Source organism: Oribacterium asaccharolyticum ACB7 (genome assembly GCF_000238075.1).
Lineage (GTDB): Bacteria > Bacillota > Clostridia > Lachnospirales > Lachnospiraceae > Oribacterium > Oribacterium asaccharolyticum.
The window spans coordinates 370175-397172 of sequence record NZ_JH414506.1 but is presented as its reverse complement, the minus strand read 5'-3'; the positions used below and the strand labels follow the sequence as shown (position 1 = coordinate 397172).

31 protein-coding genes are annotated in these 26998 nt (G+C 37.9%); 27 read left to right on the top strand and 4 right to left on the bottom strand.

Annotated features, from left to right (window positions below):
• Positions 1 to 502 precede the first annotated feature (502 nt).
• Positions 503 to 706: a helix-turn-helix transcriptional regulator gene (locus HMPREF9624_RS09775; RefSeq protein ID WP_009427934.1), complete on the bottom strand. Its 204-nt coding sequence runs from the start codon at positions 704 to 706 to the stop codon at positions 503 to 505.
• Between the two features lie 166 nt (positions 707 to 872).
• A complete protein-coding gene (locus HMPREF9624_RS09770) occupies positions 873 to 1229 on the bottom strand; it encodes a hypothetical protein (RefSeq protein WP_009537598.1) in 357 nt (118 codons plus the stop codon).
• 282 nt (positions 1230 to 1511) lie between these two features.
• Between HMPREF9624_RS09770 and fumC the strand changes: the two genes are divergently transcribed.
• The 3 genes from fumC (at position 1512) to HMPREF9624_RS09755 (ending at position 5731) form a co-directional block, all read left to right on the top strand.
• Positions 1512 to 2876, top strand: coding sequence for a class II fumarate hydratase (gene fumC, locus HMPREF9624_RS09765; RefSeq protein WP_009537597.1), 1365 nt, complete (start codon positions 1512 to 1514; stop codon positions 2874 to 2876).
• 164 nt (positions 2877 to 3040) lie between these two features.
• Positions 3041 to 4213: an NAD(P)-dependent malic enzyme gene (locus HMPREF9624_RS09760; protein ID WP_009537596.1), complete on the top strand. Its 1173-nt coding sequence runs from the start codon at positions 3041 to 3043 to the stop codon at positions 4211 to 4213.
• A 21-nt stretch (positions 4214 to 4234) separates the two neighbouring features.
• Entirely contained in the window at positions 4235 to 5731 is a 1497-nt protein-coding gene (locus tag HMPREF9624_RS09755; protein WP_009537595.1) for a carboxypeptidase M32, read from the top strand.
• A 10-nt stretch (positions 5732 to 5741) separates the two neighbouring features.
• Here the strand turns inward: HMPREF9624_RS09755 and HMPREF9624_RS09750 are convergent, their stop codons facing one another.
• Together HMPREF9624_RS09750 and HMPREF9624_RS09745 are read right to left on the bottom strand one after the other, a co-directional pair.
• Positions 5742 to 6161 carry a PIN domain-containing protein gene (locus HMPREF9624_RS09750; protein WP_009537594.1) on the bottom strand — a complete coding sequence of 140 codons (420 nt, stop codon included), beginning with the start codon at positions 6159 to 6161 and terminating at the stop codon, positions 5742 to 5744.
• A gap of 6 nt (positions 6162 to 6167) precedes the next feature.
• Complete coding sequence (locus tag HMPREF9624_RS09745) at positions 6168 to 6446, bottom strand: type II toxin-antitoxin system RelB/DinJ family antitoxin (RefSeq protein ID WP_009428108.1); 279 nt, start codon at positions 6444 to 6446, stop codon at positions 6168 to 6170.
• A gap of 151 nt (positions 6447 to 6597) precedes the next feature.
• Here HMPREF9624_RS09745 and HMPREF9624_RS09740 point away from each other — a divergent pair, with 151 nt between their 5' ends.
• The 24 genes from HMPREF9624_RS09740 (at position 6598) to HMPREF9624_RS09625 (ending at position 26975) form a co-directional block, all read left to right on the top strand.
• On the top strand, positions 6598 to 7134 hold the full coding sequence (locus HMPREF9624_RS09740) for a 3'-5' exonuclease (protein WP_009537593.1): 537 nt from the start codon (positions 6598 to 6600) through the stop codon (positions 7132 to 7134).
• Positions 7135 to 7243: 109 nt separating this feature from the next.
• Complete coding sequence (locus HMPREF9624_RS09735; RefSeq protein ID WP_009537592.1) at positions 7244 to 7786, top strand: GNAT family N-acetyltransferase; 543 nt, start codon at positions 7244 to 7246, stop codon at positions 7784 to 7786.
• 162 nt (positions 7787 to 7948) lie between these two features.
• Complete coding sequence (locus HMPREF9624_RS09730; protein WP_009537591.1) at positions 7949 to 8542, top strand: type IV toxin-antitoxin system AbiEi family antitoxin domain-containing protein; 594 nt, start codon at positions 7949 to 7951, stop codon at positions 8540 to 8542.
• The gene (locus tag HMPREF9624_RS09725) at positions 8539 to 9372 is read left to right on the top strand and encodes a nucleotidyl transferase AbiEii/AbiGii toxin family protein (protein ID WP_009537590.1); all 834 of its coding nucleotides are present in this window, start codon (positions 8539 to 8541) and stop codon (positions 9370 to 9372) included. The genes HMPREF9624_RS09730 and HMPREF9624_RS09725 overlap by 4 nt, the downstream gene beginning before the upstream one ends.
• A 24-nt stretch (positions 9373 to 9396) precedes the next feature.
• Entirely contained in the window at positions 9397 to 10074 is a 678-nt protein-coding gene (locus tag HMPREF9624_RS09720) for an alpha/beta hydrolase (protein WP_009537589.1), read from the top strand.
• Between the two features lie 145 nt (positions 10075 to 10219).
• A complete protein-coding gene (locus tag HMPREF9624_RS09715; protein WP_009537588.1) occupies positions 10220 to 10852 on the top strand; it encodes a class I SAM-dependent methyltransferase in 633 nt (210 codons plus the stop codon).
• A 29-nt stretch (positions 10853 to 10881) separates the two neighbouring features.
• Entirely contained in the window at positions 10882 to 11277 is a 396-nt protein-coding gene (locus tag HMPREF9624_RS09710) for a hypothetical protein (protein WP_009537587.1), read from the top strand.
• Between the two features lie 15 nt (positions 11278 to 11292).
• Positions 11293 to 11712 carry a hypothetical protein gene (locus HMPREF9624_RS09705; protein ID WP_009537586.1) on the top strand — a complete coding sequence of 140 codons (420 nt, stop codon included), beginning with the start codon at positions 11293 to 11295 and terminating at the stop codon, positions 11710 to 11712.
• 29 nt (positions 11713 to 11741) lie between these two features.
• Entirely contained in the window at positions 11742 to 12122 is a 381-nt protein-coding gene (locus HMPREF9624_RS12045; protein WP_009537585.1) for a hypothetical protein, read from the top strand.
• 28 nt (positions 12123 to 12150) lie between these two features.
• Complete coding sequence (gene lsa(C) / locus HMPREF9624_RS09695; RefSeq protein ID WP_009537584.1) at positions 12151 to 13629, top strand: ABC-F type ribosomal protection protein Lsa(C); 1479 nt, start codon at positions 12151 to 12153, stop codon at positions 13627 to 13629.
• A gap of 448 nt (positions 13630 to 14077) precedes the next feature.
• Entirely contained in the window at positions 14078 to 14509 is a 432-nt protein-coding gene (locus tag HMPREF9624_RS09690; RefSeq protein ID WP_009537583.1) for a hypothetical protein, read from the top strand.
• Positions 14510 to 14759: 250 nt separating this feature from the next.
• Positions 14760 to 15281 (top strand): YfbM family protein, encoded by a 522-nt coding sequence (locus tag HMPREF9624_RS09685; RefSeq protein ID WP_330361860.1) that lies wholly within the window; start codon positions 14760 to 14762, stop codon positions 15279 to 15281.
• Positions 15282 to 15331: 50 nt separating this feature from the next.
• Entirely contained in the window at positions 15332 to 15748 is a 417-nt protein-coding gene (locus HMPREF9624_RS09680; RefSeq protein ID WP_009537581.1) for a pyridoxamine 5'-phosphate oxidase family protein, read from the top strand.
• Between the two features lie 116 nt (positions 15749 to 15864).
• Positions 15865 to 16482 carry an SAP domain-containing protein gene (locus tag HMPREF9624_RS09675; RefSeq protein ID WP_036595174.1) on the top strand — a complete coding sequence of 206 codons (618 nt, stop codon included), beginning with the start codon at positions 15865 to 15867 and terminating at the stop codon, positions 16480 to 16482.
• 25 nt (positions 16483 to 16507) lie between these two features.
• Positions 16508 to 16753, top strand: coding sequence for a hypothetical protein (locus HMPREF9624_RS09670; protein ID WP_009537579.1), 246 nt, complete (start codon positions 16508 to 16510; stop codon positions 16751 to 16753).
• Positions 16754 to 16962: 209 nt separating this feature from the next.
• Positions 16963 to 17544, top strand: a complete 582-nt coding sequence (locus HMPREF9624_RS09665; protein ID WP_009537578.1) for a type IV toxin-antitoxin system AbiEi family antitoxin domain-containing protein — start codon at positions 16963 to 16965, stop codon at positions 17542 to 17544.
• 1 nt (position 17545) lies between these two features.
• Positions 17546 to 18412 carry a nucleotidyl transferase AbiEii/AbiGii toxin family protein gene (locus tag HMPREF9624_RS09660; RefSeq protein WP_009537577.1) on the top strand — a complete coding sequence of 289 codons (867 nt, stop codon included), beginning with the start codon at positions 17546 to 17548 and terminating at the stop codon, positions 18410 to 18412.
• Between the two features lie 86 nt (positions 18413 to 18498).
• Positions 18499 to 19458, top strand: coding sequence for a helix-turn-helix domain-containing protein (locus tag HMPREF9624_RS09655; protein ID WP_009537576.1), 960 nt, complete (start codon positions 18499 to 18501; stop codon positions 19456 to 19458).
• Between the two features lie 177 nt (positions 19459 to 19635).
• Positions 19636 to 20214, top strand: a complete 579-nt coding sequence (locus HMPREF9624_RS09650; RefSeq protein WP_009537575.1) for an MptD family putative ECF transporter S component — start codon at positions 19636 to 19638, stop codon at positions 20212 to 20214.
• The gene (locus HMPREF9624_RS09645) at positions 20214 to 20894 is read left to right on the top strand and encodes an energy-coupling factor transporter transmembrane component T (RefSeq protein WP_009537574.1); all 681 of its coding nucleotides are present in this window, start codon (positions 20214 to 20216) and stop codon (positions 20892 to 20894) included. Before HMPREF9624_RS09650 ends, HMPREF9624_RS09645 begins: the two co-directional genes overlap by 1 nt.
• Positions 20895 to 20910: 16 nt before the next feature.
• Complete coding sequence (locus HMPREF9624_RS09640) at positions 20911 to 22356, top strand: ABC transporter ATP-binding protein (RefSeq protein ID WP_009537573.1); 1446 nt, start codon at positions 20911 to 20913, stop codon at positions 22354 to 22356.
• Between the two features lie 30 nt (positions 22357 to 22386).
• Entirely contained in the window at positions 22387 to 24093 is a 1707-nt protein-coding gene (locus tag HMPREF9624_RS09635; protein ID WP_009537572.1) for an ABC transporter ATP-binding protein, read from the top strand.
• Positions 24094 to 24097: 4 nt separating this feature from the next.
• Positions 24098 to 25834, top strand: a complete 1737-nt coding sequence (locus HMPREF9624_RS09630) for an ABC transporter ATP-binding protein (RefSeq protein WP_009537571.1) — start codon at positions 24098 to 24100, stop codon at positions 25832 to 25834.
• Between the two features lie 235 nt (positions 25835 to 26069).
• Positions 26070 to 26975, top strand: a complete 906-nt coding sequence (locus tag HMPREF9624_RS09625; RefSeq protein WP_009537569.1) for a ketopantoate reductase family protein — start codon at positions 26070 to 26072, stop codon at positions 26973 to 26975.
• Positions 26976 to 26998 lie beyond the last annotated feature (23 nt).

Here is a 26998-nt window from a genome sequence, read left to right as displayed (position 1 = left end):
GAAAAGTTTGTCCTTTCACTTCGTTGACTGAGCGTGGACTTGTAGTCCACTGCTCACTTTGCTTCGCAAAGCAAGTCCCTGCGGGCCTTGGTCTCGTACAGGACAACTTTTCTGATGAAAAGTTTGTCCTTTTCACTTCGTTGACTGAGCGTGGACTTGTAGTCCACTGCTCACTTTGCTTCGCAAAGCAAGTCCCTGCGGGCCTTGGTCTCGTACAGGACAACTTTTCTGATGAAAAGTTTGTCCTTTTCACTTCGTTGACTGAGCGTGGACTTGTAGTCCACTGCTCACTTTGCTTCGCAAAGCAAGTCCCTGCGGGCCTTGGTCTTGTACAGGACAACTTTTCTGATGAAAAGTTTGTCCTTACGTAACGGATACTAAGCGAAAAACTGCGTTTCTCTTATTTTTCGCAAGTATCGGGCTCAGACTACCCCTCATTCAGACCTATATTGCAAAGAATCCCTTTATTATTTTAATTATTCACAGCTCCTTTTTTTTGCAGCTAACTATCCTCTTCTTCCCAGAATAGTTCATCCAATGTTTTCCCTAGTACATGACAAATGGCGAGGCAGAGGCGGATGGTAGGGTTATAGTCCCCTTTTTCTATGGCATTGATGGTTTGCCTGCTGACGCCTACCAGATCCGCAAGCTCCTGTTGAGACAGATCTTTTCCCGCTCTAGCGGATTTTAAACGAAGATTCTTCATTTTTCACCTCACTCTTCATCATTCTTCATTCGATCCTTCAGTACCATGAGAATTAGGGCAATAGCAAAAAAGATACTGAGAAGGAGAGGAAGCATAAAGCGGCTGCTGAGCCTTCCGGCAATCCATATTTTATCGGGAGAGATATTCTCTACGGTGTTAAAGACGTTCAGTACACTGAACAGAGCCCATACGGTAACAGCAATCCTTTTATTTTTTTATTGCTAAGCCCCCAGAAGGCATCGTGGAAAAGGCAGTATCCCATGAGGATCAGTCCCGAGAAAAGAAGAATGGCAAGGGGAATAATCCCGGCTTCCAAATATTTCTCAATCGGCTCGGCAAAAGCAGCGTACAGCATGAGGAGTCCCATGGTGGTGAAAAAAGCGTATTGATAGGCCTTCCCGCGGACGATTACCTGCCTTTCATCATAGCAATCCTGTTGTTTCTTACTCAATCTGTTTCGAAAGAGAACTAAGAGGGAACTGGCAAAAAAACCTACAGCGATTCCTAAGTTAAAATAATTCATCGAAAACTCCTTTCATTTCTTTACTTTCTTACTCTTTGACGAAAGCAATATATATTATAAAATGTCGTAAATACTTTACATGAATAATATACACCTTGTTTTTGATATGTCAAGTATATTTTACAAAAAGACATCTGAAGAATTTTACAAAATGACATCCAAAGAATGCTCCGGTGGAAATTAAAGAATCCAATAGAATCCAGCCTGTTCCGTCAGCCATTTTTTTGATAAAATCTATCCGAAGTGATTTTCCTGTTGTAAATGCTGTATGGAGGAAAAGAAATGGACTATAGAACAGAACACGATTCCATGGGGGAAGTGCAGGTTCCGGTGGAGAAATACTGGGGGGCACAAACCCAGAGAAGCTTTGAGAATTTTAAAATAGGAACGGAGAAGATGCCCACTGAGATTGTTCGTGCCTTTGCCATTTTAAAAAAGGCGGCGGCAATCGCCAATAATCGCCTTGGCAAACTGGATGAAAGACGCAAAACTTTGATTTCCGGCGTATGTGATGAGATTTTGGAGGGGAAACTCAACGAGCATTTTCCTCTTGTGGTATGGCAGACCGGAAGCGGAACCCAGTCCAACATGAATGTAAACGAAGTCATTGCCAATCGGGGAAATGAAATGGCAGGAGAAAAACTTTTGCATCCGAATGACCATGCCAATATGTCCCAAAGCTCCAATGATACCTTCCCAACAGCCATGCATATTGCAGCAGCCTTGGAAATCGAGGAGAGGCTTTTTCCAAGTTTGGATACCCTCATTCAGTCCTTTGAAAGACTTATGCAGGAAAATGAAGGCATTGTGAAAACAGGTCGGACTCACTTACAGGATGCCACCCCGATTAGCTTTTCTCAGGAAATCAGCGGTTGGAAAGTGATGCTCGAAAAATCGAAGGAGATGCTGCAATTAAGTCTTCCCGGACTCCGGGAGCTGGCTCTTGGGGGAACTGCGGTGGGAACGGGACTCAATGCCCCTAAAGGCTTCGACTTGGAAGTGGCAAAAGCGGTTTCTGAACTTACAAATAAAGATTTTAAAACTGCAGCCAATAAATTTCATTCTCTTACGGCGAAGGATGAGCTTGTTTTTGCCCACGGTGCATTGAAAGCCCTGGCTGCGAATCTTATGAAAATAGCCAATGATATCAGATGGCTGGGTAGCGGTCCAAGATGCGGCCTTGGGGAAATTTTCCTTCCGGAAAATGAGCCGGGAAGCTCTATTATGCCGGGAAAGGTCAATCCCACCCAATGCGAAGCGCTTACCATGGTTTCCGTTCAAGTCATGGCTAATGATGTGGCGGTGGGCATGGCGGCTTCTCAAGGGAATTTTGAGCTAAATGTATATATGCCGGTGTGTATCTACAACTTTTTGCAGTCCGTTCGCCTACTTTCCGATGCTATGCTGTCCTTTAATCAGAACTGTGTTGTAGGCATCAAGGCGAACAAAGAGAAAATGCGGGAAAACCTTCACCGTTCTCTGATGCTTGTAACCTGTTTGAATCCCTACATTGGCTATGAAAATGCGGCGAAGACAGCGAAAAAGGCCTTTCAGGAAAACATCTCTTTAAAAGAGGCCTGCCTACAGCTTGGTTTCTTGACGGAAGAGAAGTTTGATGAAGTGTTTAAGCCGGAAGAAATGATATAGGAAGAAGAATGATATAAGAAACAATGAGTTAAGAAAGGCACATTATAAGGAGCGACTAATACCGGAAAGAAGTATTCAAAGGCAGAGGTAATAAAAAGTCAGAAATAGTAAAAAGGCAGAAATTACATAGAATAGAATTGATATAAAGTATGGAGGAAGAAAAAATGGACTACGCGAAGGAATCATTGAAACTGCATTATGAATTAAAGGGAAAGCTGGAAATTACACCGAGAGCCAAGGTGGATAGCAAAGAGGCTTTAAGCCTTGCTTATACCCCGGGAGTTGCAGAACCCTGCCTGGTGATACAGAAGGATGTGGAGAAAAGCTATGAGCTGACCAGACGCTGGAATACGGTTGCCGTGGTAACAGACGGAACTGCGGTTCTAGGCTTGGGAGACATTGGGCCGGAGGCAGGCATGCCGGTTATGGAAGGAAAATGTGTGCTGTTTAAGGCATTTGGAGATGTGGATGCCATTCCGCTCTGTGTAAGAACGAAGGATGTGGAAGAAATCGTGAAAACGGTGAGCCTCCTTGCCGGAAGCTTCGGTGGAGTGAATCTGGAAGACATTTCCGCACCTCGTTGTTTTGAAATTGAAAAGAGATTAAAGGAAGTTTGCGATATTCCGATTTTCCATGACGACCAGCATGGTACTGCAGTAGTAACTTTGGCAGGCCTGATCAATGCCTTAAAGCTTACCGGGAAAAAAATCGAAGAAGTAAAGATTGTGACCTCCGGAGCAGGAGCGGCAGGTATCGCCATTATCAAACTGCTCTTAAGCATGGGAGCAAAACATGTGATTATGACGGATAGAGAGGGCGCTATTTATAAGGGAAGAGAGAACTTAAATCCCATTAAGATGGAAATGGCAGAGATTACCAATCTCTCCATGGAAAAGGGAAGTCTTTTAGATGTTATCAAGAATGCGGATGTCTTTATCGGTGTTTCCGCACCGGGAACCCTGAATAAGGATATGGTGAAAAGTATGGCGGAGAAGCCTATTATCTTTGCCTGTGCAAATCCTATTCCGGAAATTTTCCCGGAGGATGCGAAGGAGGCCGGTGCTGCAGTAGTATCTACAGGACGGTCGGATTTTCCGAACCAGATTAATAACGTACTATGCTTCCCGGGTATCTTTAGAGGAGCCCTTGATGTGCGGGCAAAGGACATCAATGATGAAATGAAGGTTGCCGCAGCCTATGCCATAGCGGAACTGGTGAGTGATCAGGAATTAAATGCGGAGTACATTTTACCCGCAGCCTTTGATGAAAGAGTGAAGGATGCGGTGGCTAAAGCCGTTGCGGAAGCGGCAAAGAAAAGCGGTGTTGCCAGAGTGTAATTCCGGATAGAAAGGAAAAATATGACTACAGAAGAAAAATTAAAGAAATATCAGGATTGGCTGTTCAAATGCTCTGCCTATCAAATGGCCTTAAGCATCATTGGTATTGATAAGCAGACGGTGGCGCCGGAGGCAGGGGCAAGCTATCGGGACGAGCGTTCCGCCTTTTTGGCAGGAGAGCTTTTCAGCTTGGAAACCGATCCGGAAATCGTGGCTTTGCTGAAGGATTTGCAGGAAGATTCTGAGGTGGACGCGGAAAATAAGCGGGCCATTCAGCTTTACTATAAGAAGGCGCAAGATACCCTTTGCATTCCCAAGGAAGAGTTTGTAGCTTTTAAAAAGCTTTGTGACGAGTCCTTTGATGCCTGGATTTTAGCGAAGTCCAAGGCGGATTATTCTCTCTTTGCCCCTTATCTGAAAAAGGTAATTGAGAGCCAGAAGAAGCTTTACGGCTATCGAAAGAGTGAAAAGAGTATTTATAACCAGATGCTGGATGACTTTGAGCCGGGGATGGATGAGGAAAAATATGATGCCTTTTTTGCCGCTTTAAAGGAAAGACTGGTACCCCTCATTCAGAAGGTCACAAAGGCTAAACAGCTTCGGGAGGATTTTCTTACGCAGAGCTTCCCTGTGGAAGAGCAGAAGAAGTTTATGGAAGGCCTTTTAGAGTACCTGCATTTTGATTCTTCCTGGGGCTATCAAAATGAATCCGAGCATCCCTTCACTTCCTGGACCTGTGAAAATGACTGCCGTACCACTACGAAATATCTCGAAAACAATGTGATTTCTGCCATTTTGTCTACAGTGCATGAGGTAGGGCATGCCTACTATGAGCACAATATCAACCCGAAGTATGACGGAATGATTTTATCCGAGGGAGTGTCTTCCGGTATGCATGAGTCCCAGTCCCGCCTTTGCGAAAATTATCTGGGAAGAACTTTGGACTTTTGGAAATATCATTATCCTAAGCTGCAAAAGCATTTTCCAAAGCAACTGGGAGAGGTTTCTTTAGAGGAATTTTATCAGGCAATCAATGTGTCCAAGCCTTCCTTTATTCGCACGGAAGCGGATGAATTGACCTATCCGTTGCACGTTCTCATTCGCTATGAAATCGAGAAGGGCTTATTTAACGGAAGTATTTCTACAGAGGGATTGGATAAGACTTGGAATGCAAAGTACAAGGAGTATTTGGGCGTGGATGTGCCCAATGATAAAGTAGGCATCTTACAGGATGTGCACTGGTCGGACGGAAGCTTCGGATACTTCCCCACCTATGCTCTGGGAACTGCCTTTGCTGCCCAGTTTATGCAGACTATGCGGAAGGATTTCAATGTAGAGAAGCTTTTGGAAGAAAACCGTTTTGATGAAATCATGAACTGGCTGAAGGAGCACATCCATACCTACGGTTTCCGCTATGAGGCACCGGAGCTGATGAAAATGGTGACGGGGGAAGAGTTCAATGTAAACTATTTCTTGGATTACATTGAGGAGAAGTACACGAAGCTGTATCAGCTGTAGGGGAGGAAGTTTAAAGTTCGGTGTTTTCTAAGATGATGTTCAACATCTGACGAGGGGTAACTACATAAACCTTTTCAGGAAAATGCTTTATATTACCGGTGACAAGCCAAGCTTCTTCCGTTTTTCGTTGTTCCATTACCACCTCATAAAAAACTAAATCTTTCGGATCGGGAAGACTCACGGATAGCGGTTCCGCATCTATATAGAGACCATACAGACGAAAAGTCTGTATAATATCATCAATCAAGTCTTTTGGAAGATGGAATTTGGGGCGAGATAATACATCCCGGTATTCTGACTCGATATTGTAATTTAAAACCGGTGTAATGATACCGGAAAATACCATGTCGAGAATGTTGCCGGGAACGGATTGATGCTTGAGCATTGCAGATATGAGTACATTGGTATCAATGACAGCAAAATATTTCATAAGATACTATTTCCGTGCTTCTGCAATTTCTGCGTTGATTTCATCTAAGGACATATCGGAAATACCATATTCTTCCGCAATTTTACTGGCTTTCTCCAAGGCATAAATTCCCGGAGAATACTCTTTTTCAAGGGTCATGCTAAACGGTATACCGTTTTCCTGATTTAACCTAGACATACACATCCTAAGATAGGCAGGAAGAGAAAGCCCCAGTTTTTCTAAGATTTGTATAGACTTTATCTTTTCCGTGTCTTCTGTTCGGAATTGAACCAGTGTACTTGCCATATTTTCGCCTCCATTCGTAGAGTTTATACTAAACATCTTCTTGTGGTATTAGTATAGCAGACAGAGACTGGAAAAACAATCATACGATTACTAATGATTACAAATAATTACGATTTGATTTATTAACGAAAGATGAGTAAAGGAGATTTTTGTGGCACGCTTTATTGTTTTTGATGTGGAGACACCGAACCGAAAGAATAACCGAATGAGCGCCATTGGCATTACCGTGGTGGAAGAAGGAAAAATCAGCAAGGAATTCTATTCTTTAGTGAATCCCGAGGCCGACTTTGACTATTTCAATGTAAAGCTTACCGGAATCAGTAAGGCCAGTGTCAAGGATGCTCCCACCTTTCCGGAATTATGGAAGCAGATTGAGCCACTTTTTTCCGACGGAATGCTGGTGGCTCACAATGCCTCTTTTGATATGAATGTGTTGAAAAGCTGTCTTTTGGACTATGAGATTGACTGGAAGCCTTATGCCCGCTATCTTTGCACGGTGAAAATGGGCAGAAGCCTCTTTCCCGACAGGAGCCATAAGTTAAATATGGTCTGTGAGCATTTCGGAATTTCTCTCAATCACCACCGGGCGGATAGTGACAGCCATGCCTGTGCGGAGATTTTACTTCGCTATCTGGAAGCCGGGGCAGAGGTGAATGACTTCATAAGGACCTGCTCGTTTAAGAAATAAAAAATGGAGCATGGCGAAAGTGTGGCGCAAAGTATTAAATAAAGTATTGAGTAAAGCATTGAGTAAAGCCTTAAATAAAGCATCATAGTGATTTTGCAGGGAAGATATTATGAAAGACATTATCAAAGATGTTACTAAAGATGTAATCAAAGACGTTATCATTAAAGAAGCTCTACCTGAGGATGCGGAAGCAAGGATAGCTTATGCAAGACAGGTCGGTTCGGAAACAGATAATTTATCCTTTGGAAAGGAAGGATTTCCAATTTCCGTAGAGGATGAGCAGGAGGCAATTCGAAACTTTTCCAAGGATCCGAAATCGGTATGTTATTTCGCTTGGAAGAACGGAAAGCTTGTAGGAAGCGGAGAATTAAGGGCTTTTCCAAGAAGAATGAGTCATGGGGCTGAGCTGGGGCTCACCGTGGTAAAGGCGGAGTGGAATAGCGGTATTGGAAGCGAACTTATGCAAAAGCTTATAGACTATGCCAAGGAAAATGCCGTGGAGTTCATTAATCTGGAAGTGCGAGGAGACAATAGCCGCGCCATTCATTTGTATGAGAAATTCGGCTTTAAGAAAGTGGGAACTTTACCGGCATATTTTAAGATTGGGGAAGAGTATATCGACTTTGACAGTATGGTGTTGGATCTAAGATAGAGACATTAAGATACTGAAAGGAAGATCTCATAGGAAGTATTTTCAATACTTTCATTAATATGTGCTAGATATACTTCTTTACTTACAGCGGAAAAATTAATTTACTTTTATGCTTGTTTAACATATTATATACAGCAAGAAAGTAAAAAAGGCGGTGATTGTATGACTGATTCTCAGAAAATTCTGGAACTTGCAAAACAGAATAATGCTGTTCTTACAACGGCCATGGTGGTTCATGCGGGATTTTCCAGAGGGAGTCTTCAGCATCTTGTAAAAAAAGGAGATTTAGAACGTTCCGGAAGAGGAGTCTATATATTACCGGAAGCGTGGGACGATGAATTTGTTAATTTGCAAACTCGCTATAAAAGGGGAATTTATGCCTTGGAAACAGCTCTTTTTCTCTGTGATTTGACGGATAGAACTCCTCTTAAGTTTCAAATGTTTTTTCCTGCTACTTATAATTTATCTAATCCTAAAAAGGATGGTATATTAGCTAAGGGGGAAAAGGAGCCATTTTATAGCCTGGGGTCTACAGAACTTACTAGTCCGGCGGGAAACCCCGTGAAGGCTTATTCTGCGGAACGTACGCTATGTGATATTTTGAAAACAAGAAATCACGTGGATGTACAAGTAGTAGTAGAGGCCTTTAAACGATATGTTTTGCGAAAAGACAAGAACATTCATCTTCTTTCAAATTATGCTGGAGCCCTTCATGTAGAAGAGAAGCTTAGACCGTATCTTGAGGTACTTTTATGAAAAATGCAATGCAGCTTAAAGCATTAATTAAAAATCTTGCAAAAGAAAAATGTATCTCAGCTCAACTTGTACTGCAAAATTATATGCTGGAGCGTTTTCTAGAGAGAATTTCTTTATCCTCATATCGCGATAATTATATTATTAAAGGCGGATTTTTGATTGCTTCTATGGTGGGACTGGATACCAGGGCAACTATGGATATGGATGCAACCATCAAGGGATATCCGGTAAAGGAAGATAGTATTCGGAAGATGATAGAAGAGATTCTTGGTATTCCTATAGAAGACGGTATAACATTTCGCTTGCAAAGTATTCATGAAATTAGAGAAGATGATGAATACTCCGGATATCGTGTGTCTTTAATTGCAGAGTACGGGAGAATGGCTGTTCCTCTGAAATTGGATATCACCAGTGGAGATAAAATTACTCCCAGAGAAATAGAGTATAGTTATAAGCTGATGTGGGAGAATCGTAGCATCAGCATTTTGGCATACAATCTTTCTACTATTCTTGCGGAGAAGCTGGAAACTATTTTGTCCAGAGCTGACCAAAATACACGTCCCAGAGATTATTATGATGTTTATATTTTAACTAAATTACAGGGAGAAAATATAGATGCTAAAAGCCTAAGTCTTGCTCTTTCGGCAACGGCGGAAAAGCGAGGTTCTGCGCATTTACTTAGCCAATTTTGGGATATTCTTTCTACCGTAAAAAGCAGTAGTATTATGAAAAGCCGGTGGGAGAATTATCAAAAAGACTTTGATTATGCTAAAGGAATTCAGTTTGCAGAATGCTGCGATGCAATTCTATCTTTATTGGAAAGTATGTAAGAGAAATACTAGGAGATGCACCCTATGAATAGAGAAGATTTTACCTTGTGTGATTATAAACTAAGCTTATTTCGGGCGGAGAAGGCGGACTCCCCGCTTATTATTTTCAACCAATTTTCCGATGAGGGAGAGGCTGCTTTTTTGGACTTACAAAAAGAAAATTATAAGGATTTTCATTTCCTTGCTATCGGAAATCTTAACTGGGAGCGAGATTTAAGCCCTTGGCCTGCGCCAGCCTTAGGGAAAGAAGGGGATGATTTTACCGGAGGTGGAGAGAAGTATCTGGATTGTATCTTGTCCGAAATCCTTCCTTTGGCAAAAGAAAAAATCAATGGTGTACCGGAATTCATAGGTATAGCCGGCTATTCTCTTGCGGGATTATTTGCCTTGTATGCCCTGTATAATACGGATGTCTTTACTCGCGTGGCCAGTATGTCGGGCTCTCTGTGGTTTCCGGGGATCAAGGAATTTTGCAAAGAAAATGCGATGAAAATTCTGCCGGAAAAGCTTTATTTGTCTATTGGAGAGAAAGAGTCTAAAACAAGACATCCCATTTTAAAAACCATGCAGGAAAACACCGAAGACTTGCTAAAACATTTTAAATCTATGGGAATAGAGACGACTTATGAAGTAAATCCGGGCAATCATTTTCAAGATGTAAATCTCAGATGTGCAGAGGGAATTTTGGAGCTTTTGCAATAAATATGGATTTAAGGTATTATAGGAAGTCCGGTTGCTTTATCACTCGAAATAAACCGAGTACTTTGAGCGAGAGATGCATCTTGTCCGGTAGGGTAAAGGCGGTAAAAGCAGGAGTATAAATAGAAAAGTAGGAGTAGGAGGAAAAATGTTAAATAGTAAAGGTTTTGATTTATGGGCGGATGATTATGATAAATCAGTCGGGCTCTTGGAAGAAGAGAATCGTTATCCCTTTGCAGGGTACAAAAAGATTCTGGGGGATATTTACAAAATTATAATGGAAAAGCCGGATGCAGTAGTTTTGGACATTGGATTCGGAACAGGCACATTAACCACAAAGCTATATAAAAACGGATGCACTATTTACGGACAGGATTTTTCCTCAAGAATGATAGAGCTCGCGTATGAAAAGATGCCTGGTGCACATCTCTATCAGGGAGATTTTTCAAAGGGTTTAGCGGATGAACTGAAGCAAGAGTCCTTTGATTTTATTATTGCGACGTATTCTATTCATCACTTAGCGGATGCACAAAAGGTTGTTTTGCTAAAAGATTTGCTTGCACATCTTAAAGATGGCGGAAAGATTCTAATTGGAGATGTCGCTTTTTCGAATCGTAAGGCATTAGATCAATGCAAAAAAGAATATGCGGATGAATGGGATAATGATGAAATCTATTGCGTTGCGGATGAACTAAGAACAGAATTTCCGAATCTGATTTTTGAGAAGAGGACATTCTGCTCCGGCATATTGATATTAGCAGGAGAAAATTTTGTCTTATAAGAAACCATTGGCCTTGAGGTAAAGTAGAAATGTCTGTAACAAGTTTTATACATGTAAACAAAGCGGAAAATGATGATTTTGATTTAGGAAAATTTAGTAGGGAAATAGAAAAGAAGTACCCGGGGACAGGAATAGAGCTGAGTAGGACTGCGTCATTTTCCTATGATATTTGTTGGGAAAATTACTCGGAGTCCTATCAGTTTACCTTACGAATGGACAGAAAAAGATCCACCTTTGCCATAGAGTATTTTAATTCCGAAAATAGAATGAGGGATTATGCAAGCTTAATTGTATGGCTAAGCCTGTTTTTTGATCAAGAACAGGAATTAATCTTATGTGATGAAAATAATGAGGACACACTGATGCTTTCTGCGAATACCTCCGTGGAAGATATTGAGGAGTGGTTAGGAAAATTAGGGATATAAGTATGGGAGACAGAGATGGATTTTACGCAGGACAGGAAAAGTAATATTCTTTTTGGTTTGCATGATAGCAGGATAAAGAAGATTAGCTTTAAAAACGATGTTCTAACAATAGAGTTGGATACAATATTTCAATATACGAAAGGTGAAGAAAAATTATATTCCGGAGAAGTTCTGTTTTTTGACAGTGATTTAGAGGAATGTAATATTTTGATATTTGATAGGACTGTATATGAGGGGGAATTTTCCGGAAAAGCCATCGGATTAAAAGAATATATGAAAGAATATGCTCATGCAGAATTTGAAATCTTAACAGAAGGATACTTCGGCTATAGTACAACATATACAGGCTGGCTTTGGGAGAAAGGAAAAGAACCGGTATCGGCTATCCTGTATATTTGGAATTCAGGGGATATGGTTTATAGAATTGATTGCTAAATTGGAACGTGTGAGGATGGGATAATACGGTGAATGAGAAAAATAATGAGATAATTTTATTTGAAACACATGATCAAGAAGTTAAGTTGTCAGTTTCTCTGGAAAATGAGACAGTATGGCTGAGTTCTAATCAAATGGCATTACTCTTTGATAGAGATGAAAAAACGGTTCGTAAACATGTTAATAATGTTTTTAAGGAAAATGAATTAGACAAAGAAAACAACACGCAAAAAGTGCGTGTTGATGGATGTAAGCGGATTGCGGCATCCATTTTTTTGGAATTTCTAGGGAGAAATTACGCATTATTCCGGAATGAAGGAAAGGTAATTAGCGATGTTATGATTGCAGAGTCTAAGCCGGAGGAAAAAGACATAATGATTACTTTGGTTATGAATCTATTGAAGATGTAGATAACTTTGAATTTGAGGGGGTGTTTTTATGTCAACAATTAAAATTGAAAACCTCACTTTCTCATATTATGGCTATGTAAAACCTGTATTTGAAAATGTATCCTTTTCATTTGATACGAACTGGAAAACAGGGCTAATAGGAAGAAACGGAATTGGAAAATCAACACTATTTAAGCTACTTTTAAACCAAGAAGTTTATCAAGGTAAAATCAGCAAAAGTGTTGACTTTATTAAATTCCCACCCAATTTAAGTGATACTTCAAAATTCGGGATTGAGTTATATAAAGAACTCATCTCAGATGAGGAAGAATGGAAATTATTTAGAGAACTTAATATGCTAAATATAGATGAGAGCCTTGTTTACAGAGAGTTTGAAACGCTTTCTAAAGGAGAACAAACAAAAATCCTTTTAGCTATTTTGTTTACAAGAGAAGATGGTTATTTACTTATAGATGAACCAACAAACCATTTAGATATGGACGGAAGAAAAATTGTCAGTGAATATCTGAAAAGTAAAAAAGGTTTTTTGCTTATATCTCATGATAGAGATTTTTTAGATGGCTGTATCAATCATGTTATTTCTCTTAACAGGAATTCTATTGATGTCCAATCAGGAAATTTTACATCATGGTATGAAAATAAATTGAGGAAAGACCAATTTGAAATTAGTCAAAATGAGAAATTAAGAAAAGATATTAAACGATTAAAAGAAGCTGCAAGACAAAGTCATATTTGGTCTAATAAAATTGAAAATACTAAAAACGCTGTGAAAGTATCAGGTGTAAAACCGGACAAGGGACATATAGGTCATCAGTCAGCTAAGATGATGAAAAAATCTAAGAATTTGGAGCATAGACAAAATAAGGCAATAGAAGAAAAACAGAATTTACTAAAAGATATTGAAACAAAGGAAAGTTTATTATTGCATACGTTAGATTATCATAAAAATCCTCTAATATCCGTTTGCGATTTATCATCATATTATGGAGAAAGACAGATATTAAGGAATATCAGTTTTGATATAAAGCAAGGTGATATAGTGGCTATATACGGGGGGAATGGTAGCGGAAAATCAAGCTTGATTAAAATTTTATTAGGGTTACATCACGAGTATTCAGGTGATGTAAAATTAGCAAGTAATTTGAAAATGTCGTATATTCCTCAAGATACATCAAATTTAGCAGGTAGCTTAAATGAATATATTCATAAGCAAGGTGTTGATGAAACATTGTGCAAAACAATTCTTAGAAAATTAGATTTTGCAAGAGAATTATTTGAAATGGATATGAAGAACTATAGCGATGGACAAAAAAAGAAAGTTTTAATTGCTGTAAGTTTGTCAAAGCCGGCTCATATATTTGTTTGGGACGAACCACTGAATTATATAGATGTAATATCAAGAATACAGATTGAGGAAATTATAAAAGAAGCAAATCCTACACTCCTATTTGTGGAACACGATAAGAGGTTTGTAGAAGATATAGCGAATAAAATAATACGATTATAAACTAAATAATAGCTTCCGGCTTGTAGGGGAGAACAAGATGTTAAAAATAAGAGATTTGGCACGAGCCTCTAAAGGGCGAAAGTTCCTAATCCGCAAAGATAGTGGAAAAGGATAGATGAAGATATCTGCGTATAATCATAAAATTTACACAAAGCTATATTGCGCATAATCAAACGCAGATGCTTGTGGCAAAAGGACACAAAGTGTGCTCTTATACGCACTATTTCTATGAAAAACACTGTAACGATATAGAAATGGATTTCATTATATCCAATAACAGTAAGCTGAAATATAAATTGTATCCTATAGAAGTAAAATCAGGGAAAAATATACTACAGCTCGACACCCGCTTCATGCAATCGCTTAGAATTAATTTATCGTTGCACTTGCATACAGTATTGATGTGCTTAAACACATAATATTGCGAAATGGAGGATAATTGTAGCATATGAAGAAAGTAGTATTTATCGTAATGCTTATTCTATTCATGGTAATCGATACATATACCTTGTATCTTGTGTCGCCCGATCTTCTGTTTCCACACAAAAGTATATATGTTACAAATCAAGACGACGATATAGCGGAAAAGGTAAAAGCGTATTTTAGTATTCAATATGAAATTAGTAAGATTGTCTATCGGCAAGGCTTTCCGGATGGCTATTATCTGGATGTCTATGATGTCGGGGGAGAGAAGCACGAAGAATTTGATGATACATTTAATGTTCCTGGAAGTGATACAATACAAGAGTATTTTCGGAATTTAAAGCCGGATACACCCAAATATCTGAGGCTGTTTGAAGCCGAGCTCATAGTTGAGTTTCTTGCCGTTACGGTGATTAGTATTGTGAATCTTAGAAAGAAACGAAAAAAATACCGGTAAAAATACTTTGCGGAAAACATACAATAATGCTTAAGTTAGTCACCGATAATTCTTGCTTTTGAATACTATAATGATAATAGTTTTATATCAATAACTATATTTACTCTGCTGAAATAGAGTGGAGTGGTGTTTTGCTGAAAGGGATATTGTATGAGAAGACATCTTGGTTCATGGAGAAGACAAGTACAAGGTTTCCGTGGAAGATATTGAGGAGTGGTTAGAAAAATTAGGAATATAAGGATGGGGAGAGATGAGGTCATGCAAAATGGGAATGCGCGCGACTTATCGATATTTAAGTGATAAAAATTTAAAAGAGCTTAAGTCTTATTATGGAATAGAAGATAAGATTCCAGAAGAAATTGAAGATTCCCATGAAGAAGTGGAACTTTCGCTGAATATAGATAAAAAGTGGGATGTACTGCATTTTATGCTTACGGGAGGAAGAAGGTTTGAACCAATAAAAAACGAGCCTTTAAGTGAAGCTGTTGTGGGTGAATTTTCTATTGATGATGCATCAGAGTTTATGGCATACACCGAAAAGTCAAAGATTAAAAATATAGTTTTTGCACTCGATTATTTTGATATGAAAAAGGCGTTGGAAAAATTCAGTATGGAAGAATGCAAAACTGCCGATTTGTATCCGAATATTTGGGATGATGAGGAAGAAATCGATGAGATTAAAGAAGAAATTATGGATTGTTTTCAATGCATGAAAGAGTTTTATCATCATATTCTGGAAGCAAATGGAAATATACTGATTACGATTTGCTGAAATAGAATTATTCTGGAAGACATAGTTTGATTATTAGGAGGTCTCCTTAAATGGATATAAAAGCGGAATTTTTAAGAATTATGGCTGAACAAACAGAAATAGCCTTGGCAACATCCGTAAATAATGTTCCCAACGTAAGAATAGTAAATTTTTATTTTGAGCCGACTGAAAATATACTTTACTTTTCGTCTTTCAAAGGAAACGACAAAGTGAAAGAAATAAACGCAAATCCAAACGTGGCATTTACCACTATTCCTCACGGAGGAAATGAGCATGTCAAAGCTAAGGGGATAGTGCAAAAAAGTTCCAAGACGATTTTTGATTTTGCTGAGCAATTTATTGCTAAAATTCCGGGCTACAAAGACACGATAGAATATGCAGGAGAATCGTTGATTTTATTTGAAATCAGATTTGATACGGCTGTAGTTACCAAGGATTTACACAGCATTAAAACGTTAAAGCTATAACTTGCCATCGAATATATTGAAAGCCAATGGAAATATATTGAAAGCCAAAGGGAATGTATGGATTACGATTTGTTGAAACAGTGCAAACAAATTTGAATTTATGGGGGTGTGGCTATTTGAAGAACGGTAGACCTGATTTCAGAGATATAAAGTCATTTGAAGAATTTTCTAGATATTATTGGTACAGAGAGGAACTTTCAAAAATTTGCAAGTCACTTGGATTAGAATATAGAAGTACAAAGCAAGAACTGAATCATATCATAGAACAATATTTTATGGGAAATAGAATAGAGAAATCTCAGAGAAATGGAAACAAAAATCAAACAGAAGTTGTAACATTATGTACACCATTACTTGAATGTGCTTTTTCCTTTAATCAAAAATTTAGGGACTATTTTTCTGCAGTAACGGGTGTTAGTCCATTTAAGTTCAATGCCGATATGGCAACGGCATGGAGAAAAGTGAAAACAGAAAATGACTTAAACTTTACAATTCAAGATATGCTCAAAGTATATTATGGCGAGTCAGACTACGCTAAGTATGATAATTCAGCTTGTCAATGGAATCAATTCCTAAAGGACTTTTGCTCAGATGAATTTAGCGACTATTATTCTAACAAGTTAAAAGTTGCTGCTATTATATGGAAAGAAGTTAGAGACTCAAAAAATGAAAAAATTTATTCGAGACAACTCCTAAACGAATATGGAGATAAAATAGAGGAGTATCATAAATAAATCCCAGTTTGTAGGGGAGAACAAGATGTTAAAAATAAAAGATTTTATATTTCAAGAGGATTGGGGGGACAGAAGAAGCTGCCTCATGTTCTTTAAGGCAGACCAAGAAGAAAGCGCTTCGTGGGCTGTAGACATTGGGTTTAAGCCCGGGGAATTCGAGGGAAATGAGATTTCCCCTTCTATCTGCATCAATCCCATAGATACGGATAAGAGCACTGTAAAGGAATTGGTGGGGACTACATTTTCAGTAAAGACAGTTGGATTCCGGTAATAGAATCCGCGCAGGATTGGGATAAGCTGGCCTTATGACGGAAGAAGCCATTCAGCGCTTAGCTGCTTTAAAATAGAATTCTGGTAAGCATGTTAGAAAATCTGTGGGCAATGCTTTACGAGACATCAGTAAGAAATTTTCGGATTTTTATTCAAAAATGCTTTATTCTCACCTGATAGTTGCATATAATGAGACTATGAGGTGAAAATATGATAAAAACAACAGCAATGCTCCTAGAGGAATTAAGTGAATACGGTTCTCCCAAGTCTAAGCTCTCCCGTATGGCTAAGAGCGGTGAGTACTTCCCCATAACGAAAGGAATATATGAGACGAATCCACACACTCCGGCTTACTTACTTGCCGGCAGTATTTACGGACCTTCCTATATATCTTTTGAATATGCTTTGAGCTTCTATGGGCTGATTCCGGAAGCAGTATATACAGTTACTTCCGCCACATTTGAAAAGAAAAAGAAAAAGAAGTTTGAAACAGCTTTTGGAACTTTCAGTTATCGGGATGTGCCTTCCAAGGCATTTCCTCTTGGTATTCGTTTAGTTCAAGAGGGAGAGTATTTTTATAGGATTGCCGAGCCGGAAAAGGCTTTATGTGATCAACTGTATACCATTTCACCATTAGGAAATACCAAGGAGCTTTTTCGGCTTTTAACAGAAAGTTTACGTATTGAAGAATCAGAACTGAAAAAGCTGGATGCCTCTAAGGTATGTGCGTATAGTGCAGCGTATCATACCACCAATATTAAAAAGCTGTACTCCCTTATGAGGAGGATTTAATATGAACACAGTAATTGAAGAGATGCTGAAAAGCTATCAGGTGGATAATATATATGACAGAAAAAATGCCATGAAAGAGATTATGCAGGAAATTGTACTTTGTGGCTTATCCCGTGCTGGATTTTTTAAGGAAGCTGCATTTTATGGTGGGACTGCTTTAAGAATCTTTTATGGACTTGACCGTTTTTCGGAGGATTTGGATTTTTCTTTGGAGCAAATAAATTTAGATTTTGATTTATGCTCCTATTTTCCGGTGTTGGAAAAAGAAGTGAAGACCTTTGGCTTGAATGTGGAAATCCAGGAAAAGGAAAAAACGAAAGATAGTAACATTCGATCTGCTTTTTTAAAAGGAAACACAAAAGAACATCTTTTGCTGTTTTATGCGGATGAAAGACTTGTGGGAACCGTGGATAAAAATGAAGTGGTTAAAATAAAATTTGAGGTTGATACCAATCCACCTGCATTCGCTACCTATGAACACAAATATCGCTTGTTACCAGTGCCTTATGAAATCCGCTTGTATGACATGCCTTCTTTGTTTGCCGGGAAAATCCATGCGGTAATCTGCCGTGGGTGGCAGAGTCGCATTAAGGGTAGAGATTTGTACGATTATATTTTTTATCTTTCCAAAGCTGTGACCGTCAATCAAAAGCATCTTAGAGCACGATTAATCGACAGCGGATATATTTCTGAAAATCAAGAATGTACATTAGAAGAGATTAAAACGATGCTAAAGAATCGTTTTGACAGTATTGACTTTTTGCAAGCCAGAAAGGATGTTGAGCCATTTATTCGCGATACTTCCGTTTTGGATATTTGGAGTTCGGACTTTTTTAAGCAGATTACGGAAGGATTGAAAGTACTATAAGACCATGCAAACTTCACTTTATAGCTAAGTCTGTTTTTTGATTAAGGAATTGATTACGAAATATAAAAAATGAGGTGAGAAAAGAAATGGAGTTAAATAAAAACAATGTTATTGAAAATGCTTATGATAAACTCTTTTTCACAGAAAAAAAGCAGACAAAGGATATACAAATATATTGCTTGAACAATGATACAGGAACGGGTGAAATGCGCTGCTATAATCTTTTGGAAGGAATTCAACTTTCTTACAATACTTTGAATATGCAAACTACTTATCAAAAAATAGAGCCTAAGGAGGGGATGTTACAGATTGATCATTGTTTAGAAGGTTGTTATGAATTTATTTTAAAAAATAACGAGCATGCCTTTTTAGGGAGAGGAGATTTAAGTATTGTTGATCTTGGCAAAGCTTCATTTAAAAAGTCGTGTATCCCTATGAAGAAATATGTTGGACTTTCACTTTTTATTGATATAAATGTGGCTCAAAAATCAATTGATAAATTTTTTCCGTATGGAAATATTGATTTGCATAGATTACGAGACAGATTGTGTAAAAATGGAGAATCTTTGATTATACGTTCTCGTGATGGAATAAATCATATTATCAATGAATTGTATGAGGTAGATGAAAGAGTAAAACTTCCATACTCTATTATAAAAACGATAGAGTTACTTTTGTTTTTAAGCTTGATAGAATCAAAAGATACAGAACAGTTTTCATCATTTTCCGAACCGGTATACAGAGCAACTCAAGAGTGTTATAAAATGATTATAGAAAATCCTTTTGAATGGCTGAAGATAAAAGATTTAGCGAAAAAGTTTGCGGTTTCCGAATCAAGTCTTAAAAATTGCTTTCAATGTATTTCGGGGCAATCGATAGGTGCTTTTATGAGGACAAACAGAATAAAAGAAGCAGCAATTCTTTTGCATAAAAAACCATACTTAAGTATAGGGGAACTTGCCAAGATGACCGGTTATGAAAATCAAAGCAAGTTTTCAAAGGCGTTTAAAAGTATTATGGGTAAAACTCCAAGTGAATTTAAGTGAGAGCAATTTGTCTTTTTGGAGTTAAAAAATACCCAATTGGTTATAGAGAACTCCTAACATTGCAGGTACACTTAACATAAATGGTGATGTAAGGCACTGGTACACCAGTGCCTTAATTTTTTTCATCAGGGTTAGTTGAAACTAATATAGAACTGGAATTTAGGAGGGAAGTTTATTATGAAGTTAAAAGACATTATTCAAATCACTGTATTTACAGTTATTGCTTTTGTTTTAGGTATGGCTGTATCAATGGGAACAGGAATGTTGGGAACCGTTTCTCTTTATGTTGCAAGCGGCTTTTCTGCACTTGTAATTGCTCCACCCTTTGTTGTAATGGCAAAAAAAGTCAAGAAAAAACCTTCTGCTTTTATCTTTTTTATGTTGTTGTCTGTTTTTTGGTCACTAATGGGATATTGGCCGATGCTTATTATAAATTTAGTAGCGGGCATTGTGGCTGAACTTATCATAGGAAATTATGAAAATGATAAACGAATTGCAGCGGCTATTGCAACAGGAATGTTTATCATTTCAATGCATGCTATGACCTTTGTTAAAGTTTTAGGTCCTGAAAAATTAGTGGAAGTATTTACTGTTTTTTCTCCGGAGCAAGCTCAATATATGTACACATTTTTTACACCTAAAGCAATGTTGATTTCAATTATTGTAAATATTGTTTTGGTCACTTTGGCTGGTTTGTTCGGAATGTATATCAATAATAAATTTTTTGAAAAAAGAAAAGAGAAAGGGATACTTTGATGCAAAAAAACACAGTAAAAGAGACTTGCATAGTAAATAGTATAGTTTTGTTTATCCTCATCGTTTCATTTTCCATTACACTTTTTATTACTGATAAACTTGGCTATTACATTATGATGTCCGTTTCATTTATTTTGTTACTAACGCATTCAAAAAAAGCATTTCTTAGTATGTCTGTAAAGTACCTATTTCTTTTATTGCTTTTGCATTTGTTGGAGAAACTTCCTTATAGACTTGGAGTGGCATCTTTTATAGCTTTACTTTTAATTGGAATAAAACTTTTTCCTATTTTTGTTTTAGGTAGGATACTGATTTCTTTATCTCCACTTACAATAATGAGTTCCTTAAGGAAAATTGGAATTCCAAATGACTTTAACCTTAGTATTACTACGGGACTCAGATTTATGAGTGAGATGGAAATAAGGATTAAAGAAATACGAAATGGTATGAAAGTAAGGGACTTAAGAATAAGCCTCGTACATCCTGTCCGTTCATTTGAACTTTATCTTATTCCATTGATGTATAAGTGTCTTCATGTAAGCGAAACTTTAACATCTTCCATTATTTCAAAAGGTGCAGAGTATGAAATAAAAAAAACAAGTTACAATCCAACTAAATATAATATTTTTGACTTGATTTGTTTGGTTGTTGCTTTTTATTTAGTGTGGAGATTGTTTTAGATGCAGAGGATTGTGAATGAAAATTTTAGAAGTCAAAATCAACCAATTTAAGTATAAAAACAGCAAAGAGATTATCTTAAAAAATTTAAGTTTAAGTGTTGAGCCGGGTGAATTGATTGTTATAACAGGACTTTCAGGATGTGGAAAAACGACTTTGACAAGAATATTAAATGGCTTAATTCCCAATCACTATGAGGGTGATTTAGACGGAGAAGTAAAATTATTTGATAAAAATTTGCTGGATTACGAAAAAGGTGAGCTTGCAAAATATATCGGCAATGTATTTCAAAATCCATCGGATCAGTTTTTTGCTACCATTGCGGAAGAAGAAGTCGCCTTTGTCGGAGAAAACTTAGGAATGCCCCTTGAGGAATTAAAGCAAAAAACAAAAGAAGCCTTTGAAAAAATGGGGATTTCTAATTTGATGGAAAAGAAACTTTCAGAACTTTCCGGCGGACAAAAACAAAAAGTGGCAATCGCTTCTACCTTGCTATATGATACCAAAATTATTTTCTTTGACGAGCCTTCCTCCAATTTGGATTATCAAGGGATTGCTCAGTTTAGAGATATTGTCCGCACTTTAAAAGAAATGGGAAAGGCGATTATTATTGCGGAACATCGATTGTTTTTTTTGAATGATTTATATGACCGGTTAATCTATATGAAAGACGGGACAATCGAGAGGGTGTTTTCTCAAGGAGAACTCACAGAGGATGACTGTAAAAAATATGGATTGCGAGCAATCCGTTATCAGTCTTTGAAAGCACAAAACTCGGATGAAGAGCAAGAAAAGGTTGCCGAGATCGTAGATTTAAATATTGATATACGAAAACAGGAACTCATAAAGAATCTTTCTTTTGATCTTCATTATGGAGAAATCATGGCAATCATCGGGGAAAATGGAATTGGAAAAACAACGTTAGGAAGAACTTTAGCGGGTTTAATTAAAAATAAAGGGAAAATAAGCTATGGAAAAACAACGAAAGAAAGATTGAAGCAATCATACTATATGATGCAGGATGTGGATTATCAAATTTTTTTTGATACGGTGGAAAATGAACTGATTCCTAAAAATAAAGTGAAAGATAGTGAATACTTAAAAGAAGTCACTACCTATATTCATGCGATTGATTTGTGGGATAAAAAAATGGATCACCCACAAGAACTTTCCGGTGGGCAAAAGCAAAGGCTTGCACTTGCTACTGCCTTTTTAAGTGAAAGAAAAATCATTATATTGGACGAGCCGACTTCAGGGCTTGATTATAAGAGAATGAAAGAAATAGGAGCTATGATAAGAAGATATGCCGCCAAGAGACCGGTGGTTATTATTACCCATGATTTAGAACTTCTCTTTGAGGTGTGTAATACGGTGCTGATGCTGGATGACAAGACTTATAAAAAGATAGCTGTAAAAGGAAATGAAGCTGAAATATCGGATTTTTTATTTGCTTCCATAGGATAAATTTTTTGGTATAAGAGGAGGATTCAGATTATGAATTTAATCAAACAGTATGTAAAAGAATATAGGAACACTTACATTCAATCCGTTCTATTGGCAGTTTTAGGAGTGGTATCCGGTCTTGCCGCATATATCGTATTAGCAAAAATGATTGTAGGACTGATTGGAAAAAACACAGAATTCGGATTTTATTTGCAATACGGTCTTATGATATTAGCTGCAATGGTCTTGAAAGAAATCTTTGCGGCGGCTTCCACTTCCATATCGCATCAGGCAACGTTTTATTCCTTAAAAAAGATAAGGGAAGAAATTTCTAAAAAACTGTTTCGGATGCCCCTTGGAAAGGTTATGAATATTTCTTCCGGTAAGCTCAAGAATATTATTGTGGATCAGGTGGATTCCATGGAAACAACCTTAGCACATATTATTCCTGAAATGACTGCCAATATCATTGCCCCGATTCTCTTGATGATTTATATGTTTATTTTGGATTGGCGATTGGCACTTGCTTCCTTGATTCCTCTTGTGATTGGAATGTTCTGTATGAAATCGGTGATGGCATCTTATGGGAAAAAGTATCAGCAATCGGTGGAAATCAATCAGAAAATGAATAACGCAGTGGTGGAATACATTGGTGGAATTGAGGTCATCAAGATGTTCAATCAAAGCGAAACTTCCTACCAGAAATACAGTGAAGCAGTCCATGAAAATGCGGCATTTTATTATCATTGGATGAAAGAAACGATGATTGGTGTATCTGCATACAGAAAAATTTCACCTATGTCCTTGCTTACAATCCTGCCGTTAGGAGTTTATTTCTATTTAAATGGTTCCTTAACAATAGCGACTTTTATAACCATCATTGTACTTTCTTTTGGAACGGTGGAAAATATATTGACGGCGACCAATTATATGGATGATCTGTCCAGAATAGGAACGATTACAAAGGAAATCGGATTGATTTTGGATGCCCCTGATCTTGAGCATGGGAAAGAGAATGTTTCGTTATCCGGTAGTGATATTGAACTGAAAAATGTGGATTTTTCCTATTCGGAAGATAAGAAAGTATTAGAAGGGGTCAGTTTGACGATTGGGGAACATCAGGTAACGGCATTTGTCGGTCCGTCAGGAGGCGGAAAGTCAACCATTACAAAGCTGATCGCAGGTTTTTGGAATGCAGATGCCGGAGAAGTAAGTATCGGGGGAAAAAACATCAAAGAGATTCCGCTGGAACAGTTATCCGAAACCATCTCTTATGTATCACAGGACAACTATCTATTTGATATGTCTGTCAGAGAAAATATAAGAATCGGAAAACCGTCGGCAAGTGATAAGGAAGTAGAGGAAATGGCAAAATTATCCGGTTGTGATGAATTTATCCGAGAGTTATCCGCCGGGTATGACACGATTGTGGGAGAAGGCGGAGGACATTTGTCCGGAGGAGAAAAGCAACGAATTTCTATCGCAAGAGCCATGCTGAAAAATGCACCGATCGTTATTTTAGATGAAGCCACCTCCTATATGGATACCGAAAACGAAAGCATTGTGCAGGAAGCCATCAGTAATTTGGTGAAAGGAAAAACATTGATTTTAATTGCACATAGGCTTAGAACCATTGTCAATGCAGATAAAATATTTGTGGTCGAAAACGGGAAGATTGAAAGTTGTGGACAGCATGAGGAACTTTTAGAAACGTCAAAAGTCTATTCCTCTTTATGGAAAGCTGCGGGAAGGGAGTAGCGTTATGATTACAGTATTTAAGAAAATATGGAACTTTGCGGAAAAGGAACAGCCGAATATACAAAAGTCCATTATTGTCGGTTTCCTTTGTGCGGCATTTAATGCAATGCAAATGGGCGGTGTGTATTATGTTCTCGTTAAAATATTTGACGAAACTCTTTCCATGAAGGATATAGCCATTGTCTTAGGGATTCTTCTTGTCAGCTTAGTCGGAAAGATTATTACACAATATATATCTCAACTGGAGCAAACGCATGCCGGCTATTTTATGGCGGCGGATAAAAGAATCCGTATCGGAAACAAGCTGAAAAGAGTACCGATGGGATTTTTCAGTGAATTCAGTTTAGGAAAGATTACAACAATGAGTACCACCATTCTCAGCCAGATTGAAATGCAGGTACCAATGTTACTTGTGCTTGTTTTAGGCGGATTACTCAATACTTTCGTCTTTGCCTTAGCCTTATTTTATTTGCACATAATGGTAGGAATTACCGCATTTTTGGGTATCTTTGCATTTTTTATGGTCACCTGTTTTATGGAAAAAAAGTCAAGAGAAAATGCAAGCGAAATCGGTATTGCTCAAACACATTTGACAAAACAGGTACTGGAAACCGTACAAGGAATGCAGGTGATTAAATCATACAATTTAGGCGGCAAGAATAATAAAGAACTGAGTAATGCGTTTGAAGAAAACTGCAATATTACAATGAAACTGGAAAAAACCATGACGCCATATATCGCCTTACAGCGAATTGTTCTTGGAATCAGTATTGCCGCTATTATTATTTTATCTGCCAAGTATTACATTGAAGGAGATATGCTTTTGGCAGATGCGATTATGTCTATGATTGCCGGATTTATTATTTTTGAAGGAATTAAAGCGGCAGGAAGCTCTATGGCGATACTGAGAATTGCAGAGAACTCCATCGACAGCTTGAAATATTTGGAAAAGATTCCGGAAATAAAAGAAGGAGCTGAAACAAGCCCAATCCGTCACCCGGATATTGAATTTAAAGATGTTTCTTTCGCTTATGATGAAAAGACAATTTTAGATCATATTTCCTGTGAGATGAAGAAGAACACTATGACCGCCATTGTTGGTCCGTCCGGAAGCGGAAAGACGACCTTTTGCAATCTGATTGCAAGATTTTGGGATGTAAACGCAGGAGAAATCTTAATGGGAGGCAAAAACATTAAAGAGTATACCCTGCCCAATCTGATGAGTCATATCGCTATGGTATTCCAGAATGTATATCTCTTTGAGGATACGATTGAAAATAATATCAAGTTCGGTGTGCCAAGTGCCACAAGAGAAGAGGTCATAGAAGCTGCTAAAAAGGCGATGTGTCATGATTTTATAGAAGCCTTGCCAAATGGTTACGATACGTTGATTGGAGAAGGCGGAGCCACTCTTTCCGGAGGACAAAAACAGAGAATTTCCATTGCCAGAGCTATGTTAAAAGATGCCCCGATTGTCATTTTTGACGAAGCCACAGCAAATATTGATCCGGAAAATGAAGATAAGCTAAAGGCTGCCATTGAAGAACTGACAAAGAATAAGACCATTATTATGATTGCTCATAGGCTTTCTACCATACGAAACGCCGATCAGATTTTAGTTTTACATAACGGGAAAATAGAACAACGAGGAAATCATGAAGGACTGATGAAGCAGGGAGGTTTGTATAAAACCTTGATAAGCATGAAAAATAAAGCAACTATTTGGAAGATTGCCAATTAGTGTGAAGGAGAAGGTTAAAATGAAACTATTTCAAGCCGCCATTTCCTTTTTTATGCTGGAACTCGGTGGAAATTTACGATTACTTGCTTTGAGCACGGTGGCAAAAGGAGGATTCACCGTGTTATTATAGACTTTGAAATTGGATTTGTTCGTGAGGCCTTTCCCGTATCAGGTGATATTGCCATAAAATCCATGATGGGCGGATATCTTGTATGGGACAGAAAGGAGTCTGTAAGTGAGATTACTCATATTTGGTCCGGGAGTGATAGGCTCGCTGTATGCCTCGCTTTTTGCCGAAGCGGGTTTTGATACTACTGTTTATGCAAGAGGAGCCAGACTGGAAACGCTCAAGAAAAAGGGGCTTCTTTATTTGAAAAGAGAAAAACTTACAAAAGCAAATGTTTCTGTATTGTCTGAACTCAAAGATGATGACGAATACGATTTTATATTCTTGACAGTCAGAGAAAATCAGTTATATCAGGCACTTGAGGAACTGAAAACCAATAAAAGCAAATGCATTGTAACAATGACAAATTCTATGGATGACTACAATGAATGGGAGAAGATTTGTGGGAAAGGCAAAATCCTTCCGGCATTTCCGGGCGCAGGAGGAAGGATTAAGGATGATGTATTGGATGCCTCGCTTACTCCGAAAATCATTCAACCGACTACTTTTGCAGAGATTTCCGGAATGAGAACGGATAGAGTAAGACGCCTTTCTTTGATTTTTAAGCAATCGTCTATTCCATATCAGATAGTGAAAGATATGCACATTTGGCAGCTTTGTCATCTTGCAATGGTAGTTCCTATTGCAGATGCATATTATGAAGCGGATAATCCCGCAAAAACCGGTTATGAACAAAAGATTATGCGTAAGGTAGCAAAAGCTCTAAAACGAAACCTCCAATTTGTGAGGAAAAACTGCGGCAAGTTATCCCCATGGAAAATGAATATTTTTTTGTTTGTGCCGCTGCCGATATTGACTTTTATTATGTCGTTTGTATATAGAAGTACTTTCGGCGAAAAGTTCATGTATCAACATTCGATAAATGCACCGGATGAAATGAGAGAATTACACAAGAAATTTTATGAGTACATGGAAAATGTTATAAATATAACTGAGGCTGAATCAATGCTTTAGAAGTAAAAGTAATGGAGGAATTT

Bases quoted from the DNA above. Each gene is read 5' to 3' on its own strand.
- HMPREF9624_RS09775 (WP_009427934.1), bottom strand. From the start codon at position 706: ATGAAGAATCTTCGTTTAAAATCCGCTAGAGCGGGAAAAGATCTGTCT.
- HMPREF9624_RS09770 (WP_009537598.1), bottom strand. From the start codon at position 1,229: ATGAATTATTTTAACTTAGGAATCGCTGTAGGTTTTTTTGCCAGTTCC.
- fumC (WP_009537597.1), top strand. From the start codon at position 1,512: ATGGACTATAGAACAGAACACGATTCCATGGGGGAAGTGCAGGTTCCG.
- HMPREF9624_RS09760 (WP_009537596.1), top strand. From the start codon at position 3,041: ATGGACTACGCGAAGGAATCATTGAAACTGCATTATGAATTAAAGGGA.
- HMPREF9624_RS09755 (WP_009537595.1), top strand. From the start codon at position 4,235: ATGACTACAGAAGAAAAATTAAAGAAATATCAGGATTGGCTGTTCAAA.
- HMPREF9624_RS09750 (WP_009537594.1), bottom strand. From the start codon at position 6,161: ATGAAATATTTTGCTGTCATTGATACCAATGTACTCATATCTGCAATG.
- HMPREF9624_RS09745 (WP_009428108.1), bottom strand. From the start codon at position 6,446: ATGGCAAGTACACTGGTTCAATTCCGAACAGAAGACACGGAAAAGATA.
- HMPREF9624_RS09735 (WP_009537592.1), top strand. From the start codon at position 7,244: ATGAAAGACATTATCAAAGATGTTACTAAAGATGTAATCAAAGACGTT.
- HMPREF9624_RS09730 (WP_009537591.1), top strand. From the start codon at position 7,949: ATGACTGATTCTCAGAAAATTCTGGAACTTGCAAAACAGAATAATGCT.
- HMPREF9624_RS09725 (WP_009537590.1), top strand. From the start codon at position 8,539: ATGAAAAATGCAATGCAGCTTAAAGCATTAATTAAAAATCTTGCAAAA.
- HMPREF9624_RS09720 (WP_009537589.1), top strand. From the start codon at position 9,397: ATGAATAGAGAAGATTTTACCTTGTGTGATTATAAACTAAGCTTATTT.
- HMPREF9624_RS09715 (WP_009537588.1), top strand. From the start codon at position 10,220: ATGTTAAATAGTAAAGGTTTTGATTTATGGGCGGATGATTATGATAAA.
- HMPREF9624_RS09710 (WP_009537587.1), top strand. From the start codon at position 10,882: ATGTCTGTAACAAGTTTTATACATGTAAACAAAGCGGAAAATGATGAT.
- HMPREF9624_RS09705 (WP_009537586.1), top strand. From the start codon at position 11,293: ATGGATTTTACGCAGGACAGGAAAAGTAATATTCTTTTTGGTTTGCAT.
- HMPREF9624_RS09690 (WP_009537583.1), top strand. From the start codon at position 14,078: ATGAAGAAAGTAGTATTTATCGTAATGCTTATTCTATTCATGGTAATC.
- HMPREF9624_RS09685 (WP_330361860.1), top strand. From the start codon at position 14,760: ATGAGGTCATGCAAAATGGGAATGCGCGCGACTTATCGATATTTAAGT.
- HMPREF9624_RS09680 (WP_009537581.1), top strand. From the start codon at position 15,332: ATGGATATAAAAGCGGAATTTTTAAGAATTATGGCTGAACAAACAGAA.
- HMPREF9624_RS09670 (WP_009537579.1), top strand. From the start codon at position 16,508: ATGTTAAAAATAAAAGATTTTATATTTCAAGAGGATTGGGGGGACAGA.
- HMPREF9624_RS09665 (WP_009537578.1), top strand. From the start codon at position 16,963: ATGATAAAAACAACAGCAATGCTCCTAGAGGAATTAAGTGAATACGGT.
- HMPREF9624_RS09660 (WP_009537577.1), top strand. From the start codon at position 17,546: ATGAACACAGTAATTGAAGAGATGCTGAAAAGCTATCAGGTGGATAAT.
- HMPREF9624_RS09655 (WP_009537576.1), top strand. From the start codon at position 18,499: ATGGAGTTAAATAAAAACAATGTTATTGAAAATGCTTATGATAAACTC.
- HMPREF9624_RS09650 (WP_009537575.1), top strand. From the start codon at position 19,636: ATGAAGTTAAAAGACATTATTCAAATCACTGTATTTACAGTTATTGCT.
- HMPREF9624_RS09645 (WP_009537574.1), top strand. From the start codon at position 20,214: ATGCAAAAAAACACAGTAAAAGAGACTTGCATAGTAAATAGTATAGTT.
- HMPREF9624_RS09640 (WP_009537573.1), top strand. From the start codon at position 20,911: ATGAAAATTTTAGAAGTCAAAATCAACCAATTTAAGTATAAAAACAGC.
- HMPREF9624_RS09635 (WP_009537572.1), top strand. From the start codon at position 22,387: ATGAATTTAATCAAACAGTATGTAAAAGAATATAGGAACACTTACATT.
- HMPREF9624_RS09630 (WP_009537571.1), top strand. From the start codon at position 24,098: ATGATTACAGTATTTAAGAAAATATGGAACTTTGCGGAAAAGGAACAG.